The organism is Xanthobacter sp. NM-25 (assembly GCF_022138605.1).
GTDB lineage: Bacteria > Pseudomonadota > Alphaproteobacteria > Rhizobiales > Xanthobacteraceae > Xanthobacter.
Genome location: NZ_JACBFS010000005.1, coordinates 91,773 through 112,374, shown reverse-complemented (window position 1 = coordinate 112,374; position 20,602 = coordinate 91,773). Strand labels below are relative to the sequence as shown.

Here is a 20,602-nt window from a genome sequence, read left to right as displayed (position 1 = left end):
ATCAAACCCTCTCGATGTCGCGGGTGCCGAACAGGCCGTAAGGCTTGATCATGAGAATGATGATGAGGGCGTAGAAGGGGATGACCTCGTAAAGATTTCCCCACTTCAGATACTGGCTGTCCACGTATTGGCCGAGGTTTTCCAGAAGGCCGACGATGAGCCCGCCCACCACCGCGCCGAAGATGCTGTCGAGGCCGCCGAGGATGACCGCCGGAAACACCTTGATGCCGAAGTAGGAGAGCGCCGAGGACACGCCGTTGACGATGCCCACCACCACGCCGGCCACCGCCGACACCGCCGCCGAAATGCCCCAGGACAAGGCGAAGACCTGGCGCACCGAGATGCCGAGCGACTGCGCCACCTGTTGGGAAAAGGCGGTGGCCCGCATGGCGAGGCCCATCTTCGAATACTTAAAGAACCAGGCGAAGCCGGCCATAATCGCGAGGCTGACGCCGGTGGACATGAGATAGGCGGTCTGCACCTGCAGCCCCAGCACATCCACCTTCTCCACCGGGAAGATGGGCGGGAACGGCTGGGCGAAGGTGCCGAACATCCACTTCATCAGCGCCTGGAAGAAGATGGACATGCCGATGGTGACCATGATCACCGAGATGATCGGCTCGCCGATGAGCGGGCGCAGAATGATCATCTGCACGGCGATGCCGAACACCATCATGAAGCACACGGCGATGAGGAAGCCCCAGAAGAAAGGGATGTCCCAGGCGGTGAGCAGCCACCAGCAGGTCCAGGCGCCGATCAGCAGAAATTCGCCCTGGGCGAAGTTCACCACCTGGCTGGCCTTGTAGATGAGCACGAAACACATGCCCACCACGCCATAGAGCGTGCCGATGATGAGCCCGTTGATGATGAGCTGAAGCAGAAGCTGGGATTGCATCACACACACTCCGCCAGAGCCCTCTCCCGCCTGCGGGGAAGGGTTGGGAGGGGGAACGGATGGCGGCGGCAGGCGCCGACGGTGGAGACGTGACGGAAGGGCGCCTTCCCCCTCCCCAGCCCTCCCCCGCAGGCGGGAGAGGGAGCGGCGCGGCTCAGGTGAAGGAGCGCAGTCATCACGCCGCCCTCCGCGCGCCGCCGGCGGCGGGGCCGCCGAGGTCGATGACGTCGAGGGTGGTCTTCACCCGCTGCTTGGTGCCGTCCTGGAAGGTGATGGTGGTGTCCACGTCGATCACCTGTTCGCCCGCATACATGGCATCGATGATGGAGCCGTAGCGCTCGTTGATGACGCCGCGGCGCACCTTGCGGGTGCGGGTCAACTCGCCATCGTCGGCGTCCAGCTCCTTGTAGAGCAGCAGGAAGCGGCCGATGCGCTGCTTTTCCGCCAGCGTCTTGTTCACCTCCTCCACCTCTTTTCGCAGCAGCGCGATGACTTCAGGCTTGGCGGAAAGATCCGTATAGGTGGTGAAGGCGATGCGGTTCTTCTCCGCCCATTTGGAGACGATGGAGAAGCGAATGCAGATGAGCGCCGCAAGACTGTCGCGGCCATCGCCCAGAACGACCGCCTCGGCCACATAAGGCGAGAACTTCAATTTGTTCTCGATATATTGGGGAGAGAAGCGGTCGCCATGGGCGGTCTTCGCCATGTCGCGCACGCGGTCGATGACCACGAGGTGGCCCTTCTTGTTGAAGAAGCCGGCATCGCCCGTGCGCATCCAGCCGCCCTCGGAGAACGACTTCTCGGTTTCGTCCTCGTTGCGGAAATAGCCGGTGAACATGTTGGAATGGCGCGTCACCACCTCGCCCAAACCATTGGGATCGGGGTCGTCGATGCGGATCTCCACCCCCTCGAACGGCACGCCCACCGTGTCGAAATCCACGTCGTCGGCACGGTGCAGGGTATAGGCGCCGAGGGTCTCGGTCTGGCCATAGAGCTGGCGCATGGGCACGCCGAGCGCCAGGAAGAAGCGGAAGGTGTCCGGCCCCAGCGCCGCCCCGCCGGTGGCCGCCGACTTCAGATGCGAAAAGCCCAGCCGGTCGCGCAGCGCGCGAAACAGGATGAAGTCGGCCAGCGCCGAATGCTTGCCCTCGTTCAAGGCCTTGAGGCCCAGGGTCATGCCGAGCCGGAACATCGCCTGCTTGAAGGGCGAGGAATCCATCATGCGCGAGCGCACGTCGGCGGCGATCTGCTCCCACACCCGGGGCGCGAACAGCACGAAGGAGGGGCCGATTTCCCGCATGTCGGCCATCATCGTCTCCTGCTCCTCCACGAAGTTCACCTTCATGCGGGAGATGAGCGCCTGACCGAACGCGTAGATCTGCTCCATGATCCACGGCATCTGCAGCACGCTGACGTATTCGTCGGCGGGGCCGCGCGGATCCATGTCGAGATAGGCCCGGCAATGCTTCAAGAGCGAGCCGGCGGAGAGCATGGCGAGCTTGGGATGAGAAGTGGTGCCGGAGGTGGTGCACAAGATCGCCACGTCGGCGCCGGAGCCGGCATCCACCAGCGCATCGAAGCGGGCCGGCTCCCCGGCCGCCACCGCGGTGCCCCGCGCCTCCAGATCCTTCAGGGAGATCAGGCGTGGATCGTCATATTTGCGGATGCCGCGCGGGTCCGCATAGACGATGTGGCGCACCGTGGGGATCCGGTCCTCCAGGGCGAGCAGCTTGTCCACCTGCTCCTCGTCCTCGGCGAACACCACCGCCACGTCGGCATAGGTGATGAGATAAGCCACCTCATCGGCCAGCGCATCGCGATAGATGCCAAGGCTCATGCCACCCAGCGCATGGGCGGAGATCTCCCCCATCAGCCATTCGGGGCGGTTGTCGCCCAGAAGGGCCACCACGTCGCCGCGGGCGACGCCGAGGCTTTCGAGGCCGAGCGTGATGGCCGCTACCCGGCCGGCCACCTGCCGCCAGGTATGGGAAATCCAGATGCCGAGATCCTTTTCCCGCAGCCAGATGTCGTCGGGATGCTGGGCCGCGTGCAGGCGCAGCAGCTTGGGGAAGGTGTCGTGAACGGTCACGTCCGGCCAATCGTGGGCGGCGGAAACAGCAGCGCTCATGGCGGGCCTCACGCGGACAGAGCAGTCAGGGCCTGCTCGTCTTCGAGCAGCGGGTCTTCCTCGCCGAGATAGGCCTTGCGCACATGGGGATCGGCCAGCACGGCGGCCGGCTCGCCCTCCACCAGCTTCTTGCCGAAATCCAGCACCATCACCCGGTGGGAAATGTCCATCACCACCCCCATGTCGTGCTCGATCATGATGATGGTCATGCCCCATTCCTCGTTGAGATCGACGATGTAGCGGGCCATGTCCTCCTTCTCTTCGAGGTTCATGCCGGCCATGGGCTCGTCGAGCAGGATCAATTTGGGTTCGAGGGCGACCGCGCGGGCGAGCTCCACCCGCTTGCGCAGGCCATAGGAGAGGGTGCCGGCGGTGGCCTTGCGCACATGCTGGATGTCGAGGAAGTCGATCACCTCCTCCACCTTGCGGCGATGTTCCAGCTCTTCCTTCTGGGCGCCACCGATCCAATAGAGGGCGCCATTGAACAAGTTGTTCTTCAGGAGGTGATGGCGGCCGACCATGATGTTGTCGAGCACGCTCATGTGGCTGAACAGCGCCAGATTCTGGAAGGTACGGCCGATGCCGATGGCGGCGCGCCGATTCGGCTTCACCTTGGTGATATTCTCCCCCTCGAACCGCACGATGCCTTCGCTGGGCGTATAGCGCCCGGAAATGCAGTTCAGCATGGAGGTCTTGCCGGCGCCGTTGGGGCCGATGATGGAGAATAATTCTCCGGGCTTCACGTGGAAGCTCACGTCGGTCAGGGCCTTGAGGCCGCCGAAGCGCAAGGAGATGTTTTCCACGCTCAACAGCGCGCGCACGTCCGCAGCTGCCTGCGGAACCACGGATGTGGTGCTCAAGCCCATCCTCCCTCATGTGCCGGGAGAATGAGGCGCTGCCCCCTCCCCCGTTTTGTCGGCGCCCCCACGCGGTGCTTTGCCCGGCGGTTGGCGTGGCGCCCTTGCCCGATCGTAACGTCAGGTCTCAGGAAACAATCAAGCGTTCTTTTTTATTCTGGTCAAGCGGCATTTCATGTCGCAGGATGATGTTGGCGGCGCTGCCAGGATGATCTTGCAAGGATGATCTTGCGAGGATCACCTTGCATCCCGGCGGCGGGCCGCACAGTTTAGCACCTCTCCATCCAGCGCGGCGCGCGCATTCGCGTGAGTCGCGCGGCCGGCCCGGTTGCCGGGCCCCAACAGTTCAGAAGGCCATGGCGCGCACCATCGGTTCCAACGGCACCCGCACCGCCGAGGCGATCCGCCAGGCGGGGGTGAAGCTCATCTACAAGCACGGCTACGAGGCCATGAGCCTGCGGCAGCTGGCAGCGGAGGTGGGCCTGCAATCCGGCTCGCTCTACAAATATTTCGAGAACAAGCAGAACCTCCTGTTCGACATTGTCCGCGAGCATATGGAGGATCTGATCTCCAAGGCCGAGGCGGACCTCGCCGGGGTGGCCGATCCGCTGGCGCGGCTGAAGGCCTTCGCCGCCTTCCATTTGCGCTACCACATGACGCGCATGGCCCATGTGTTCATCGCCAACATGGAGATCCGCTCCCTGGAGGACGAGCATCGCGCCACCATCATCGCCCAGCGCCGCCGCTATGAAGGCCTGCTGGAAGACACCCTGCGCCGCGGCGCGGAGGCGGGCGTGTTCGAGGTGCGCGAGCCGAAGGTCGCCACCTACGCCATCATCTCCATGCTCACCGGCATCTGCATGTGGTACCGCCCCGGCGGCCGGCTGAGCCAGGAGGATCTTATCGGCATCTATACCGGCCTGGTGGTGGGCGGTGTCACGGGGGCGGAAGAGGCCGTCGCCGCGCCGCTGCCGCTGGAGGCCAAGGCGTCGATGGCCACCAGCCCGGCGGCCCGCACCCCCAAGGCCAAGACCAAAACGACCGGCAAGGCCACGGCGAAGAGGACCGCCGCCGGCGCCTGATGGCCTGACAGGGCCCGCCGTCGCGCGCCCTTCATCCCGCGCCGAAAACCTCTTGCACCTGCCGGAAAAAAACGTACGATCGTTTCCAAGCCGACCGTGATCGGCACGGAGGACACGCTCGTACGCCACCCGCCCACCGGCCTGTCCGGGGGTGCCCGGTGCCATCGGCACCGGTGACGCCGCGCGTCGTCCTCTCCCACCTGGCAAGGGCACCCCTGACAAGGGCATCTGCCCGGACGTGAGGCCGCTCATGGCGATCATCGAGGATGCGGTGGACCGCCGCTCCGACACCTTCCGCCGCAACAAGGAGGCTTTGGAGCAGTCGGTCGCCGATCTGCGCGCCAAGGTCGAGACCGTCTCCGAAGGTGGCGGCGAGGTCGCCCGCGAGCGGCACCTGAAGCGCGGCAAGCTGCTCCCGCGCGACCGCATCCGCACCCTGCTCGACACCGGCTCGCCGTTCCTGGAGCTCTCCCAGCTCGCCGCCTTCGGCATGTATGAGAACGAGGTGCCGGCGGCCGGCATTATCACCGGCATCGGCCGCGTGTCGGGCCGCGAATGCGTCATCGTCGCCAATGATGCCACGGTGAAGGGCGGCACCTATTACCCGGTCACCGTGAAGAAGCACCTCAGGGCCCAGACCATCGCCCGGGAAAACCACCTGCCCTGCATCTATCTGGTGGATTCCGGCGGCGCCAACCTGCCCAACCAGGACGAGGTCTTTCCCGACCGCGAGCATTTCGGACGCATCTTCTTCAACCAGGCCAACATGTCGGCCGAAGGTATCCCGCAGATCGCGGTGGTGATGGGCTCGTGCACCGCCGGCGGCGCCTATGTGCCGGCCATGGCCGACCAGTCCATCATGGTGAAGAACCAGGCCACCATCTTCCTCGGCGGCCCGCCGCTGGTGAAGGCCGCCACCGGCGAGGTGGTCACCGCCGAGGAATTGGGCGGTGCGGACGTGCACACCCGCACCTCCGGTGTCGCCGACCACATGGCGGAGAACGACGCCCATGCGCTGGGCATCGCCCGGTCCATCGTCGCCGATCTCAACCGCACCAAGGCCCACAGCCTCGATATCGCCGAGCCGCGCGCCCCGCTCTATGACGCGAAGGAGATCTACGGCATCGTCTCGGCTGATCCCAAGCAGCCGTTCGATGTGCGCCAGATCATCGCCCGCATGGTGGACGGCTCCGAGTTCGACGAGTTCAAGCCGCTCTATGGCCAAACGCTGGTGACCGGCTTTGCCCGCATCTTCGGCTATCCGGTGGGCATCGTCGCCAACAACGGCATCCTGTTCTCGGAAAGCGCGCTCAAGGGCGCGCACTTCGTGGAATTGTGTGCGCAGCGCAACATTCCCCTGGTGTTCCTGCAGAACATCACCGGCTTCATGGTGGGCCGCAAATATGAGAGCGGCGGCATCGCCAAGGATGGCGCCAAGTTCGTCACCGCCGTGTCGTGCGCCAATGTGCCGAAATTCACCGTGGTGATCGGCAATTCCTTCGGCGCCGGCAATTACGGCATGTGCGGGCGCGCCTTCGATCCGCGCTTTTTGTGGATGTGGCCCAATGCCCGCATTTCGGTGATGGGCGGCGAGCAGGCGGCCAATGTGCTGGCCCAGGTGAAGCGCGACGGCATCGAGGCCCGCGGCGGCAAATGGACCGGTGAGGAGGAAGAGGGCTTCAAGGCCCCCATCCGCGCCCAGTATGAGCGCCAGGGCCATCCCTATTATTCCTCCGCCCGGCTGTGGGATGACGGGGTGATCGACCCCGCCGACACCCGCATGGTGCTGGCGCTGGCCCTTTCCGCCGCCTTGAACGCCCCCGAGCAGGAGACGCGCTTCGGCGTGTTCCGCATGTGATGGCCCTCAACGCTCATGCGACGCGCCCCCTCTCCCGCTTGCGGGGGAGGGTTGGGGAGGGGGAACGGGCGACCGCCACCCGCGCGGCATCCGTCGCCTGCACGTCCGGCTTCGCCCACAGGCCCCACCGCCGCTCACCGGCCGCCGCCGTCCGCCCCCTCCCTGGCCCTCCCCCGCAAGCGGGAGAGGGAATGGACCGGCGCCCGCGGACAGCGGCCTCCATTTCAATGAGGATCCCATGAGCCTCCTCACCTCGACCGAGGACCGCATGAGCCTTCTCACCACCACCGAGGACGGCGTTCGCATCCTCACCCTCAACCGGCCGGAGGTGCACAACGCCTTCGACGACACGGTCATCGCCGCCCTCACCACCGCCTATGCCGAGGCCAGCGCCGATCCCGCCGTGTGGGCCATCCTGCTGAAGGCGGAGGGCAAGAGCTTCTGCGCCGGTGGCGATCTCAACTGGATGCGCCGCATGGCCGGCTATTCCCATGCCGAGAACCTGGAGGATGCCGGCAAGCTCGCCGCCCTCATGCGCACCATCGACCTGTGCCCCAAGCCGACCCTGGTGCGGGTGCACGCCTCGGCCTTCGCCGGCGCCACCGGGCTCATCGCCGCTTCCGATATCGTGGTGGCGGTGCCGGAAGCGGAATTCGCGGTGACCGAGGTGAAGATCGGCCTCATCCCGGCGGTCATCAGCCCCTATCTGGTGCGGGCCATGGGCGCCCGGCAGGCGCGGCGCTATTTCCTCACCGCCGAGCGCTTCTCCGCCGCCACCGCCCTGGAGCTGGGCCTGGTGCACGAGGTGGTGCCGCCGGATGCGCTCGATGCCGCCATCGCCCGCCATCTCAAGGCGCTGAAGGCGGCGAGCCCGGCGGCGCTCAGCGCCACCAAGGATCTGATCCGCGCCGTGGACCGGCCGCTGGATGACGCGGTGGTGGACGACACCGCCCGCCGCATCGCCGACATCCGCGCCAGCGCCGACGGCAAGGAGGGCGTCACCGCCTTCCTTGAGAAAAGAAAAGCCCAATGGGGAAAAGGGGAAAGCGCATGAGCCGGCCGATCCGCACCGTTCTCGTCGCCAACCGGGGTGAGATTGCGGTCCGCGTCATGCGCACCGCTAAGGCCCTGGGCCTCAATACCGTCGCCGTCTATTCGCAGGCGGATGCCCATGCCCTGCACGTGGCGGTGGCGGACGAGGCCTATCCCATCGGCCCCGCCCCGGCCCGCGAGAGCTATCTGAAGATCGACGCCATTCTCGATGCGGCGAAGAAGAGCGGGGCGGACGCCATCCATCCCGGCTACGGCTTCCTCTCCGAAAATGCGGATTTCGCCGACGCCTGCGCGATGGCCGGCCTCGTCTTCATCGGCCCACCGGCCAGCGCCATCCGCGCCATGGGCTCCAAGAGCGCCGCCAAGGCGCTGATGGAAAAGGCCGGCGTGCCCCTGGTGCCCGGCTATCATGGGGAAGACCAGGATCCCGCGCTCCTGGCGCGGGAGGCCGCGCGCATCGGCTTTCCGGTGCTCATCAAGGCTTCCGCCGGCGGTGGCGGCAAGGGCATGAAGGTGGTGCGCTCAGCCGAGGGGTTTCCGGAGGCGCTCGCCTCCGCCCAGCGAGAGGCCAAGAGCGCGTTCGGCGACGACCGGGTGCTGGTGGAGAAATATCTCACCACCCCGCGCCATATCGAGGTGCAGGTGTTCGCCGATACCCACGGCAACGCCGTCTATCTCCATGAGCGCGACTGTTCCATCCAGCGCCGCCACCAGAAGGTGGTGGAAGAAGCCCCCGCCCCCGGCATGACGGCCGCGCGCCGCGCCGCCATGGGGCAGGCGGCGGTGGATGCCGCCAAGGCGGTGGGCTATGTGGGCGCCGGCACGGTGGAATTCATCGCCGAGGGCGACGGCTTTTATTTCATGGAGATGAACACCCGCCTGCAGGTGGAGCATCCGGTCACCGAGGCCATCACCGGCCAGGATCTGGTGGAGTGGCAGTTGCGGGTGGCCGCCGGTGCGCCCCTGCCCCTCACCCAGGAGCAGATTCCGCTCAACGGCCACGCCATCGAAGTGCGGCTCTATGCGGAGGACCCGGCGCGGGACTTCCTGCCCCAGGTGGGCACCCTCGACCATCTGGTGCTGCCCGCCCATGTGCCCGGCACCCGCGTCGATACCGGCGTGCGGGCCGGCGACACGGTCTCCATCCATTACGATCCGATGATCGCCAAGATCATCGTCGCCGGCGCCGACCGGGCGGAAGCGGTGGGCCGGCTCGAGGCGGCGCTGGCCGCCACCGAGGTGGTGGGCCTTGCCACCAACCGGGTGTTCCTGAAAGCCATCGCCGCCCATCCCGCGTTCGCGGCGGCGGAGCTGGATACCAATTTCATCGCCCGTCACGCCGCCGATCTGCTGCCCCCGCCCCAGCCGGTGGGCGATGCGGTGCTGGCCCTCGCCACCCTCGCCATCCTGAAGGACGAGGCCCGCCAGTCGGCAGAGGCGGTGGATGCGGCCGATCCGTTCTCCCCCTGGGGCCGCGCCCCCGGCTGGCGGCTCAACCGCGACGCCCATGTGGACCTCACCTTCCAGGATCCGTACCTGGAAGGGCGCACCGTGGTGCGCGCCCATTTCAAGCCCAACGGCTTCACTTTGGACCTGCCCGGCGGCTCGATGACGGTGGAGGGCGAGGCCGATGAGAGCGGCACCCTGTTCGCCCGGCTCGATGGGGTGAAGCTCAGCGCCCGGGTGGTGCGCACCGGCAACCATCTCACGGTGTTCGTGCGCGGCGGCGAGTTCGCGCTGGAATTCATCGATCCGCGCCTCGCCTCCCTGGCCGCCACGGGCACCGCCGGCCGGCTGGTGGCGCCCATGCCGGGCACCATCATCCGCATCGCGGTGGAGGCCGGCCAGAACGTCGCCAAGGGGGCGCCGCTGGTGGTGGTGGAGGCCATGAAGATGGAACACACGGTGGCCGCCCCCCGCGACGGCCGCATCAAGGCCCTCAATTTCGCCGTGGGCGACCTGGTGGACGAGGGCGCCGAACTGTTGGTTCTGGAGGACGCATAATGGCCCGCCCCACTTCGGTCCGCATCGTCGAGATGGGCCCCCGCGACGGGCTACAGAATGAGCCGGGCGTCGTGCCGCTGGCCGCCAAGGTGGCGCTGATCGAGGCCCTGGCCGATGCCGGGCTCACCGCCATCGAAAGCGGCTCGTTCGTCTCCCCCAAATGGGTGCCGCAGATGGCGGACACGGCGGAGGTGCTCGCCACCATCCAGCGCCGCGAGGGGGTGCGCTATCCGGTGCTCACCCCCAATCTCAAGGGCCTGGAGCTGGCGCTGGCCGCCGGCGTCACCGAGGTGGCGGTGTTCGCCGCCGCCTCCGAGGCGTTCAGCCAAAAGAACATCAATTGCTCCATCGCCGAGAGCCTGGAGCGCTTCGCCCCGGTGCTGGACCTCGCCCGGGCCCATGGGGTGGCGGTGCGCGGCTATGTGAGCTGCGTGCTCGGCTGCCCGTACCAGGGCGAGGTGCCGGTGGCCAAGGTGGTGGAGGTGGCCGAAGCGCTCATCGCCATGGGCTGCTATGAGGTCTCCCTCGGCGACACCATCGGCGTCGGCACCCCGGACAAGGCCAAGGCCATGGCCCGCGCGGTGGCCGACCGCATCGGCGTCGCCCGCACCGCGTTGCACTTCCACGACACCTACGGGCAGGCCCTGGCCAATGTGCTGGCCTGCCTCGATCTCGGTATCGCCACGGTGGATGCGTCGGTGGCGGGCCTCGGCGGCTGCCCCTATGCCAAGGGGGCGTCGGGCAATCTCGCCACCGAGGACCTGGTCTATATGCTGAACGGCCTTAACATCGAGACCGGTGTGGATCTCGACCTTTTGGCCGCCGCCGGCCGGGCCATCACTGCGGCGCTCGGCCGCGCGCCCACCTCCCGCGTGGCCCAGGCGCTGGCGGCGAAAGCCGCCTGAACACCGCTCCCCGATTGGTGATTTGACGGCGCCGCCCGTAACCATACGGATGAAAGGGGGCCGGCATCGGTTGCATTGAGTCCGCCGCCCCCCTAACACTCATGGTATCCATATCCGCTGGGACATCGGAGCAGGGCGTGGCCATGAAGATCAGGGGATCGCAGACGGCGCGAGCGGATGGCACTGGGCACCGGCTGAAGCGCCGCGCCCGCCGGGTCCGCGCCCTCGTGCTCGCGGCCCTCACAACCGCTGCCGTCGCCGGGCCGAACGCCACCAGCGCCCAGGAGCTGACCCGCCTTTATGCGCCGAAGCCGCCGGCCGGCTCCGCTTACGTGCGGGTGGTGGACCTCACCCGCTCGGGCTCTCCCATCTCGTTCAGCTCGGACGCCCGCGCGGTGCAGCCCGGCAGCGGCGAGGCCGCCAGCATCTACCGCATTGTCAAGGGCGGGGCTCCGCTCACCCTCAATCTCGCCGGCAAGCCCGTGAACGGCCCGGTGACACCGCCGGCCGACGCCTTCTCGACCCTGGTGATCACCCCCGACGAGAGCTTGATCCTGATCCCCGACTCCACCGAGGGACGCAACGATCTCAAGGCGCAGCTGCGCTTCTACAATCTGGTGCCCGATTGCATCGGGGCGGTGACGGTGGTGGATGGCCCCAAGGTGTTCGAGGGGGTGGCCACCCACGACACCCGCCAGCGCTCCATCAATCCCATCGAAGCGACCCTGGAAGCCAGCTGCGGCGCCACCAAGACCGAGACCCTGAAGCTGCCGCCCCTCAAGGCGGGCGATCATTACAGCCTGTTCCTGGTGCCCACCGGCGGCGCACCGGTGCTGGCTGGCCAGCGCGACGAGACCGAACCCTACCGCGCCCCGGCCAACTGACCTCACCATGGTCTTCGCTTCCGACAGCTTCCTGTTCCTGTTCCTGCCGGTCTTCCTCATCGTCTATGGGCTGACGCCCGGGGCGGCGCGCAATCTCACTATCCTGGCCTTTTCCTGGCTGTTCTATGCCTGGTGGCGGGCCGATTTCCTGCCGCTCATCGTCTCCATCGCCGTGTGGTCGTGGCTGACCGGCCTGTGGATCGCCCGCGCCGAGGGACCCGCCCGCCGCAATGCGCTGCTGGCGGGCATCGCCTGGCCGCTCATCTCCCTCGTCTGGTTCAAATACGCCAACATGCTGGTGGCCACCGGCCAGGCGGTCACCGCCTCCGTCTGGGGCTGGGAAGACGTGCTGCTGCCCATCGGCCTCAGCTTCTTCGTGTTCGGCGCCATCTCCTATTCCATGGACGTGTTCCGCCGCACCGTGCCGGCCGAGCCCTCGTTCGTGAACTACGCCACCTACCAATCCATGTTCGGCCACCTCGTGGCCGGCCCGGTGGTGCGCTACAAATGGGTGGCCGAGCGGCTGAAGGAACGCACCTTCCAGCGCGCCGAATTCATGTTCGGGGTCGAGCGCTTCATGTTCGGCTTCGCCCAGAAGGTCCTGATCGCCGATACCCTCGCGCCGCTGGTGGACGCCGGCTATGCGCTGGCCAATCCCACCACCACCGACGTGGTGCTGGCGGTCTCCGGCTACACGCTGCAGCTCTATTTCGATTTCTGCGGCTACAGCGCCATGGCCATCGGCCTCGGCCTGATGGTGGGGTTGAAGTTTCCCGAGAACTTCGACAACCCGTACCTATCCACCTCCCTCGCGGAATTCTGGCGGCGCTGGCACATCTCCTTATCGAGCTGGCTCCGGGACTATCTCTACATTCCCCTGGGCGGCAATCGGGGCTCCACCGCCCGCACCTCCGCCAATCTCATCATCACCATGGGGCTCGGCGGTCTGTGGCATGGGGCCAGCTGGACCTTCCTCGCCTGGGGCCTGTGGCACGGCTTCGGCCTGATGGTGGGGCGGGTGTGGAGCAACCATACCCTGCCGCGGCTGGGACCGCTCCTGGGCCACATCCTCACCCTGGCGTTCGTCATGGTGGGCTGGGCGCTGTTCCGCGCCCAGAGCTGGAGCGAGGCCGCCACCATCTTCACCGGGCTCGCCGGCGTCCACGGCCTCGGCCTGTCGCCGGCCATGGCGGCGGCGGTGCGGCCGGTGGAACTGCTGGCGCTGATGGTGGGCATCGGCTTCGTCTATCTGCCCAAGCTGCTGCGCATCGACCCGGCGGCGCCGGAGCCTGGCCATAGTCTGCGCGCCTGGACCGCCCTGCCGCTGTTCCTGTTCGCGCTGCTGATCCTGCAGGGGCGCACGGTGGTGCCGTTCCTGTATTTCCAGTTCTAGAGGGGGAGTCCATCATGCCCGGCCTCGCCCGCACCCTCGCCACCCTGGTCTTCCTGGCTCTCATGCTGGTCGGCCTCGGCTTCGTCGCCGTCCACCTGGCCGGACCGGCGGGCGGGCGCATCGCCGCCGATGCCAGCCTCGAAGGGGTGCTGAACGGTTCGCTCACCGCCCGCGTGGACAAGGCCGTGGTGGCGGCCCTGCCGACGACGCCCGCCCTCGATTCCCTGGTGTCGGGCCTCTCCTACCGCCTGTTCGGCGATGCCGGGCCGCAGGTGCGCGCCGGCTGCGCCGGCTGGCTGTTTCTGGCCGAGGAGCTGGTGGAGGCTCCCGGTGGCCCCCGCCATCTGGCCGATCGCATCCGCCTCGCCGCCAAGCTCCAGGCGGCGCTGGCGGCGAAGGGCGTGGCGCTGGTGGTGCTGCCGGTGCCCGACAAGGCCGATCTCTCCCGCGATACCCTGTGCGGGCTCGGGGTTGCCGATCAGGCGCGGCAGCGGCCGGGACTATGGGCACGCAACAGCGCCGGTCTCGGCCTCACGCAGGTGGATATCCGCCCCGACTGGCCCCCCGGCGGCTTCCTGCGCACCGACACCCATTGGAACCAGACCGGCGCCGCCTTCGCCGCCCGGCTGGTGGCCGAAACGGTGACGGCCCGGCTCGGCGCCGGAACCCTGCCGGCGCAGGTGGTGGTCTCCCCGCCCCAGGACCATGTGGGCGACCTCATGCGCCTCGCGGGCCTCGCCCGCTCCTGGCCATGGTCCGGGCCGCAGCCCGATCGGGAAGGCGAGGTGAGCACCCGCTTCACCCGCTCCGGCGGCCTGCTTGATGATGTGGAGGCACCAAGCGTGGTGCTGGCGGGCTCGTCCTATTCCCGCAATTCGGGGTTCCTGGACTATCTTCAGGGCGCGCTCAACCGCGAGGTGGCCCAGCGCAGCCAGGACGGGGCGGGTTTCGCGGGGGCGCTGCTCGACATCCTCACCCGTGAACCGACCCTTCTTGATCAGACCCGTCTGGTGGTCTGGGAATTTCCCATGCGTGTCCTCACCCAGCCTCTGACACCGGCTGAACGCACCTTTCTGGGAGACGACAAATGATCTTTCGTTCCGCACCGTCCCGGCGCGACCTCATCCGCGGCGCGGCCCTCGGCCTGTGCGCCGGGCTCATGGCCACCACCGGGCTCACGGCGGCCAGCGGACCGGCCGCCGCCCAGTCGCAGCCGATCATCTCGGGCAAGGGCGGCTGGCTGTTTCCCGGCTGGGAAAGCCTCTCGGTGCTCGACAAGGCCGGCATCGCCCGCACCATCGGCCTCATCAAGGATGCCCAGACGGCGCTGGCCGCCCGCAACATCACGCTCATTCCCATCGTGGTGCCGCTGAAGGCCGCCTTCTATGCGGACAAGCTGCCCGATGGCGTGAGGCTCTCGGCGGATGTGAGCGGCCAGTACGATTACATCCTCGCCCAGCTCAAGCAGAACGGTCTCGACACGGTGGACCTGCGACCGGCCATCAAGTCCGTGGAGAAGGGCAAGCAGGTCAGCTTCTACCGGGCCGATTACCATTGGAGCGCCTGGGCGGCGGAGGCCTCGGCCGATGCGGTGGCCGCCGCCATCAAGGCCAGCGGCGTCAAGCTGGCCGGGGCGCCCGGCTCCGGCGACAAGCTCGGCCAATGGGTCACCCAGCGCCATCTGGGCGATCTGGCCGAACGCTTCCTCACCCCCGACCAACAGAAGCAGGTGGGCCCCGACCTTTATACCGTCCGGGTGCAGAGCGAGGCCAAGGGAAGCCTGGTGGACACCGCCCCCGCGCCGGTGCACGTGGTGGGCAACAGCTTCGTGCAGCCGTATCTCGGCTTTCCGCAGAAGCTCTCCAACGCCCTCGACCGGCCGGTGGCGCTGACCTGGAACCCCGGCAACGTGGGCCCCTGGGTCACCTTCCTGCAGTTCGCCAGTGCCCCCGACTTCGCCCGCAACCCGCCGCAGGTGGTGGTGTGGCAGTTCAACGAAGGCCCGTTCCATTCCGCCCCCGAGGCCACCGACCAGTGGGATGCCTCCTCCATCATGTCGGCGCAGCAGTGGCGCGACCGCATGCAGGCCGCCGTGCGTAAATAGGTGGCTGTGGCCGCGGCGCCACACGGACGCACGAACGTGACGAGGGGGCGTCCCCGCGGGGCGCCCCTCTGTCTTGCGGCAGGTGCCGCCGCCGCCCCCCCCGCGAGGATGCCGCAAGCGGCTGCACCGAAGCGACAATGACCGGCCGCCCTGGCCTCACCGGCCGCCAAGCGTTAACAGCGCGTAAATGTATTCATAGAATTTTTACTTATAATTAAGAGTTGGATACTTGTTAAGGTTAACTGCAATTTAAGTACTCGCGCCCACAGTGGCGCTATGACGACCGCGATCCATCTCCACACTGTTAGCGCTCCCGCGGACTCCCGGGAGGGTACGACACTCCTCAGGCGTCTCGCCTTCGGACTGATGTTGGCCGCAACGGTCAGCGCGCTGACGCTGAGCGCGGTCGAGCAGGCGGGCGCCCAGCCTTCGCCGGCGGCACCCGCGGCACATCCTCCATCACCCGGCTCCTCATCCGCCGCCAGCACGCCGGCCGATGAGCCGGTGCCGCCGGCCCTCACCGGCGCCGCGTGGAACACCGCCAATCAGGCCTACCAGGCCTATCAGCAGAAGAATTATGCCCGCGCCGCCTACCTCGCCCGCGAGGTGCTGCGGCTGCGGCCCGACGCGGCGCAGATGTGGATCCTGCTGATGGATGCGCTGGACGCCGAGGGCAAGCTCGCCGAATCGGTGGGCGCCGGCAACGAGGCGCTCGCCGCCGGCGTGAAGGATGCCTCGCTGCGCGCCCGGCTGCGGGCCCAGAGCAAGGTGCTCGCCCAGGCGCCCTCCCTCGCCGCCAACAAGGCGCTGGAAGCCAACGACCCGGCCGCCGCCGCCGAGGCGGCGCGCAAGGCCATCCTGCTGGTTCCCGATGATCTCAGCTATCGCATGCTACTGGTCTATGCGCTGATCGCGCAGAAGCAGCTCGAGGCGGCGGAAAAGGCGGCCAGCGACGCCATCGCGGTCGATCCCAATTCCTTCCTGCCGCGCACCCTGCGCGGCTTCCTGCGAGTGCGGCTCGGCCAGATCGCCGACGGCGAACGCGATTTCGACGACGCCCTCAAGGACGAGGTCCTCACTGGCGACACCGAGCGCGACACCCGCATCGTCATTGCCGATGCGGCGCTGGCCGCGGGCCATGTGGATCGCGCGCTGAAGATTCTGGAGCCCCTGGCCGACAGCAACAATCCGGCGGTGACCGCGCGGCTGCAGGTGGCGCGCGCCGCCGAGAAGAATCCGCAGATCATTCCCGCCAAGGCGCACCAGACCCTGCCGGTGCCCTATCAGAAGTGCGTGGATACGCCCTATGGGCCGTCCTGCTCGCTGGTGCCCGCCGATGCCCCGCCCGGCAGCGGGGTCAGCGACACCCCCGGCTTCTATGCCGCCCAGGAGGCATTCGCCGCCTATCGCAAGGGCGATGACGCCCTGGCGGAAAAGCGCATCCGCGAGGCGCTGCAGCTCAATCCCAAGAACGGCGCCTGGCATCGCCTGCTCATCGACACCCTGGAGCGCGCCGGCAAGCTCAAGGAGCTGGAGGCCGCCATCAACGATGCGGTCGCCAAGGCCGGCGATGACAATTCCCTGGAAGCCCTGCGCGCCGTTACCGACAAGCGCCTCGCCGAGCCCGATGCCACCCAGGCCATCAAGGAGCTGAGCCAGGGCCGCCCCAAGACCGCCGTCACCCTCGCCCGCAAGGCGGTGGCGCGGGCCCCGGCGGTGATGCAGTTCCGCCTCATCCTCGTCAGCGCGCTCATGTCCTCGGGCCAGTTCCAAGATGCCCAGACCGAGGCCGCCGCCGCCGCCAAGGAGGACGAGAACGATCCGCTGCCGCGCATCCTCAACGCCTGGCTCCTGGAGAAGCTCGGCAAGCGCGAGGAGGCCACCGCCGATTTCGACAAGGTGCTCGCCTCCACCATCCTCACCGATGTGGAAGAGGTGAACTATCGCCTCATCGCCGCCAATGCCGCCCTGGCGCAGGGCGCGGCGGAAGCGGCGCTCAAGATCCTGCAGCCCATCGACGATCCCAAGAACAAGGACGTGGCGGCCTACCGGCGCACCGCGGAGGCGCTGGTGAAGACGCCGTCGGGCAAGCGCCCGGGCCTCATTCCGCCTACCGTGCTGTGCCAGCCCACCAAATACGGGGTGATCTGCTCGGTGTTCTTCGGCGCCCCCGGCGGTCCCGGCGGGGCGGGCCTCAACCCGGCCAGCCCGGGCTATGCCGCCGCCAGCGCCGCCTACACTGCCTTCGGCCGGCGCGATTATGCCACCGCCGTGCGCGAGATCCGCAAGGCCATCGACGCGGAGCCGGACAACAGCAGCTACCGCATGCTGCTCATGAACGCGCTCATGGCACAGGGCCGTTACGCCGAGGCCGAGCGCCTGCTCGACCAGTTGCTGGCGGCCCGCCCGCGGGATGTCACCCTGCTGGTGCAGCGTGGCAACCTGCGCATGCAGGCGCACCAGTTCGGCGGCGCCATCCGCGACTATCGCGCCGCGCTCGCCACCGGCCGGCTGCCGCCGGGCGAAGCCCGCACCGTTCGCCTGGCCCTGGCCGACGCGGCGCTGCAGGTGAAGGATCCCGAGCTCGCCCTCTCCACCCTGGCGCCCATGGCCGGCGAGCAGAGCTATGACGTGCAGGCGCGCCTCGGCTACGCCTATCTCGCCCTCGACGACAAGGAAGCCGCGCTCGCCGCTTTCGACACCGCGGCGCGGCGGGCCCAGGGCCAGCAGCAGCGCAACGCCATGCTCACCGCGCGCGTCGGCGTGCTCAACCAGCTCGGCCGCAAGGAAGAGGCGAAGGCCCTGTTCCTCGCCGCCTACGAGCGCGGCGACCTGCGTGGCATGCGCACGGTGGATCTGGCGGTGCTGGCGAGCCAGGCGGGCGAGGACGACATCGCCTTCCAATACTTCCAGCAGGCCAACGACAAGTGGCAGCTGCGCGGCACCAACCTCATCAACGCCGCCTACAACGCCCGCCGCACCTATCACAACGACACCGCGGTGGACTATTTCAAGGCGGCCATCGACGAGCACCGGTCCGGCAAGCTGCCGCTCGATCCCCAGCAGGTCTTCGGCCTGCGGCGGGAGGTGGCCGAGCTGAGCCGCACCTGGGGCGCCTATGCCTCGGTGAGCTATGGCGCGGTGGGCGTCGCCCCCGGCTCCTATCTCGCCCCGCCCACCGGCAGCGCCTATCACACCATTGGTGCCGGCGGTGAAATCTACTGGCGCCCGCCGGGCATCGGCTATCGCGACGGCGCCCTGTTCGAGCTGTTCGTGCGCGGCTTCACCACGCTCTACGCCGAAAATGGCGGCAACACCGGGCTCGACACCTTCCAGGGCAGCGTCGGCGCGCGCTGGAAGCCGTTCAAGACGGAAAACCTGGTGCTGGAGGCGTCCTATCTGTTCCCCACCGGGGGCACCTCGCGAGAGGACGTGCTGCTGCGCGCGGCCTATTCCAAGGGTGAGGGCACCGAACTGCGGGTGGGCCAGCCCGACAACTGGCGCGCCTGGCAGATCTATGCCGACTACAATTATTACACCATGCTGCCGGAGACGATCGCCACCTTCGAGGTGCGCTACGGCCACGCCTTCCGGCTGGATCCCATCAATGATCATCTGGTGCTGTGGCCGTTCCTCGCCCTCGGCGGCGCCTACGACAACGGCTACGACACCCCGTTCGCCCTCGGCATCGGCCCCGGCGCGACCCTGCGCTACTGGTTCAACGAGGACGAATACCAGGCGCCCCACTCTTATGTGGACCTGATGGCCCAGTATCGCTTCAAGCTCGCCGGCGACGACCGCGCCGAGGGCCTGTTCGCCGGCGCCTTCCTCTCCTACTGAGGCCCTCCGCCGCCGGTGGCGGCGGCATGCAATGACGCGAAGGACCTGCCGCAGCGCTTAGAATTGCGGCAGGTCAAAGCGGTCTCGACCCGCTGGCGACATGGATAGGGCACACAGCCTTTGCCCAGAGTTCCGCCATGAACGCCCGCGAAAACACCCCGGTGAATGCCGCCCTGCTCGCCCGTTATGGGCACCCGGTCCCCCGCTACACCAGCTATCCGACCGCGCCGCACTTCACGCCCGACATCACCGCCGAAACCTATGCCCGGTGGCTGTCGGCCGTGCCGGAAGACAGCGCCGTGTCGGTCTATGTGCATATTCCGTTCTGCGCCGAGCTCTGCCTCTATTGCGGCTGCCAGACCGCGGTGGTGCGCTCCGGCACGCCGGTGACCGCTTATGCGGAGCGCCTGGTGGCGGAGATCGAGCAGGTCCGCGCCCGCCTGCCCGGGCGCCTGCGCCTGACCCACCTGCATTTCGGCGGCGGCACCCCCACCATGCTCGGCGACCGGGATCTGGCGCAAGTGATGGCCGCCCTGCGGCGCGCCTTCGCCTTTGCCGACGACGCCGAGATCGCCATCGAGATCGACCCGCGGGTGATGGATGACGGCAAGGTGGCCGCCCTCGCCCGCGAGGGCTTCAACCGGGCCAGCCTCGGCGTGCAGGATTTCGAGCCCGCCGTCCAGAAGGCCATCGGCCGGCAGCAGTCCTACGCCACCACCAAGGCCATCGCCGACGCGTTGCGGGCGGCCGGCATCACCGCCATCAACCTCGATCTCATGTACGGCCTGCCGCACCAAACTGCGCAATCGGTGCAGCGGACGGTGGAGCAGGCCCTCGAACTCGAGGCCGACCGTATCGCCGTCTTCGGCTATGCCCACGTGCCGTGGATGAAGAAGCATCAGGCGCTGATCCGCGATGCCGATCTGCCGGGCCCGCTGGAGCGGCTGGAGCAGGCCGAGCTGGTGGCCGGCCTGCTGGCGGATCACGGCTATCACGCCATCGGCCTCGACCATTTCGCGCGGGCTGAAGACCCCATGGCCCAGCGCGCCCGGGCCGGCACCCTCAAGCGCAATTTCCAGGGCTACACCACCGATGATGCGCCGGTGCTGCTGGGCTTCGGCGCCTCGGCCATCGGCGCCCTGCCGCAAGGCTATGTGCAGAACATCGCCGCCACCCCGCTGTGGCACAAGGCCCTGGAGCTGGGCCACCTGCCCATCGCCCGCGGCATCGCGCTCACCGGCGAGGACCGGCTGCGCCGGGCCATCATCGAGCGGCTGATGTGCGACCTCGAGGTGGATCTGGCGGCCATGGCCACCGCCCATGGCGCCTCGCCCCACCTGTTCGAGCCGGAGCTGGAGGCCCTCGCGCCGCTGATCGCCGACGGGCTGGCGGTGCGTGACGGGCTGGTGGTGAGGGTGCCGGAAGCCGCTCGCAGCTTCGCGCGGGTGGTGTGCGCGGTGTTCGATCCCCGCCTCACGGCGGCCCGCCAGGCGGAGCCGGAAAAGAAGAGGCACGCCGCCGCCGTGTAAGGCGGGACGTGCCTGCAGCAGGTGGGCGGCTGGGTCTCAGCCGCCAGCTCGGGTGGTCACATGCCCGATG

At 68.0% G+C, this 20,602-nt stretch carries 14 protein-coding genes; 11 read left to right on the top strand and 3 right to left on the bottom strand.

Going from position 1 to position 20,602, the window contains the following annotated elements:
* Position 1 precedes the first annotated feature (1 nt).
* The 3 genes from MEU52_RS14920 to MEU52_RS14910 all read right to left on the bottom strand — a co-directional run bounded on the left by MEU52_RS14920 (position 2) and on the right by MEU52_RS14910 (position 3,889).
* Positions 2 to 895 (bottom strand): branched-chain amino acid ABC transporter permease, encoded by an 894-nt coding sequence (locus MEU52_RS14920; RefSeq protein ID WP_238122354.1) that lies wholly within the window; start codon positions 893 to 895, stop codon positions 2 to 4.
* Positions 896 to 1,070: 175 nt separating this feature from the next.
* Positions 1,071 to 3,023 (bottom strand): long-chain fatty acid--CoA ligase, encoded by a 1,953-nt coding sequence (locus tag MEU52_RS14915; RefSeq protein WP_238122355.1) that lies wholly within the window; start codon positions 3,021 to 3,023, stop codon positions 1,071 to 1,073.
* A gap of 8 nt (positions 3,024 to 3,031) precedes the next feature.
* Positions 3,032 to 3,889 (bottom strand): ABC transporter ATP-binding protein, encoded by an 858-nt coding sequence (locus MEU52_RS14910; protein WP_443267170.1) that lies wholly within the window; start codon positions 3,887 to 3,889, stop codon positions 3,032 to 3,034.
* Positions 3,890 to 4,236: 347 nt separating this feature from the next.
* Between MEU52_RS14910 and MEU52_RS14905 the strand changes: the two genes are divergently transcribed.
* The 11 genes from MEU52_RS14905 (at position 4,237) to hemN (ending at position 20,532) form a co-directional block, all read left to right on the top strand.
* A complete protein-coding gene (locus MEU52_RS14905) occupies positions 4,237 to 4,962 on the top strand; it encodes a TetR/AcrR family transcriptional regulator (RefSeq protein WP_238122356.1) in 726 nt (241 codons plus the stop codon).
* Positions 4,963 to 5,212: 250 nt separating this feature from the next.
* Positions 5,213 to 6,820 carry a carboxyl transferase domain-containing protein gene (locus MEU52_RS14900; protein WP_238122357.1) on the top strand — a complete coding sequence of 536 codons (1,608 nt, stop codon included), beginning with the start codon at positions 5,213 to 5,215 and terminating at the stop codon, positions 6,818 to 6,820.
* A gap of 238 nt (positions 6,821 to 7,058) precedes the next feature.
* Positions 7,059 to 7,874, top strand: a complete 816-nt coding sequence (locus MEU52_RS14895) for an enoyl-CoA hydratase/isomerase family protein (RefSeq protein ID WP_238122358.1) — start codon at positions 7,059 to 7,061, stop codon at positions 7,872 to 7,874.
* A complete protein-coding gene (locus tag MEU52_RS14890; protein WP_238122359.1) occupies positions 7,871 to 9,877 on the top strand; it encodes an acetyl/propionyl/methylcrotonyl-CoA carboxylase subunit alpha in 2,007 nt (668 codons plus the stop codon). Before MEU52_RS14895 ends, MEU52_RS14890 begins: the two co-directional genes overlap by 4 nt.
* Entirely contained in the window at positions 9,877 to 10,782 is a 906-nt protein-coding gene (locus MEU52_RS14885) for a hydroxymethylglutaryl-CoA lyase (RefSeq protein WP_238122360.1), read from the top strand. Before MEU52_RS14890 ends, MEU52_RS14885 begins: the two co-directional genes overlap by 1 nt.
* A 143-nt stretch (positions 10,783 to 10,925) precedes the next feature.
* Complete coding sequence (locus tag MEU52_RS14880) at positions 10,926 to 11,666, top strand: alginate O-acetyltransferase AlgF (protein ID WP_238122361.1); 741 nt, start codon at positions 10,926 to 10,928, stop codon at positions 11,664 to 11,666.
* A gap of 7 nt (positions 11,667 to 11,673) precedes the next feature.
* Positions 11,674 to 13,059 (top strand): MBOAT family O-acyltransferase, encoded by a 1,386-nt coding sequence (locus MEU52_RS14875; protein ID WP_238122362.1) that lies wholly within the window; start codon positions 11,674 to 11,676, stop codon positions 13,057 to 13,059.
* A 14-nt stretch (positions 13,060 to 13,073) separates the two neighbouring features.
* Positions 13,074 to 14,150: an alginate O-acetyltransferase AlgX-related protein gene (locus MEU52_RS14870; RefSeq protein WP_238122363.1), complete on the top strand. Its 1,077-nt coding sequence runs from the start codon at positions 13,074 to 13,076 to the stop codon at positions 14,148 to 14,150.
* Positions 14,147 to 15,163: an alginate O-acetyltransferase AlgX-related protein gene (locus MEU52_RS14865; RefSeq protein ID WP_238122364.1), complete on the top strand. Its 1,017-nt coding sequence runs from the start codon at positions 14,147 to 14,149 to the stop codon at positions 15,161 to 15,163. The genes MEU52_RS14870 and MEU52_RS14865 overlap by 4 nt, the downstream gene beginning before the upstream one ends.
* Before the next feature lie 366 nt (positions 15,164 to 15,529).
* A complete protein-coding gene (locus tag MEU52_RS14860; RefSeq protein ID WP_238122365.1) occupies positions 15,530 to 19,003 on the top strand; it encodes a bacteriophage N4 adsorption protein A in 3,474 nt (1,157 codons plus the stop codon).
* A 137-nt stretch (positions 19,004 to 19,140) separates the two neighbouring features.
* On the top strand, positions 19,141 to 20,532 hold the full coding sequence (hemN, locus tag MEU52_RS14855; RefSeq protein WP_238122366.1) for an oxygen-independent coproporphyrinogen III oxidase: 1,392 nt from the start codon (positions 19,141 to 19,143) through the stop codon (positions 20,530 to 20,532).
* Positions 20,533 to 20,602 lie beyond the last annotated feature (70 nt).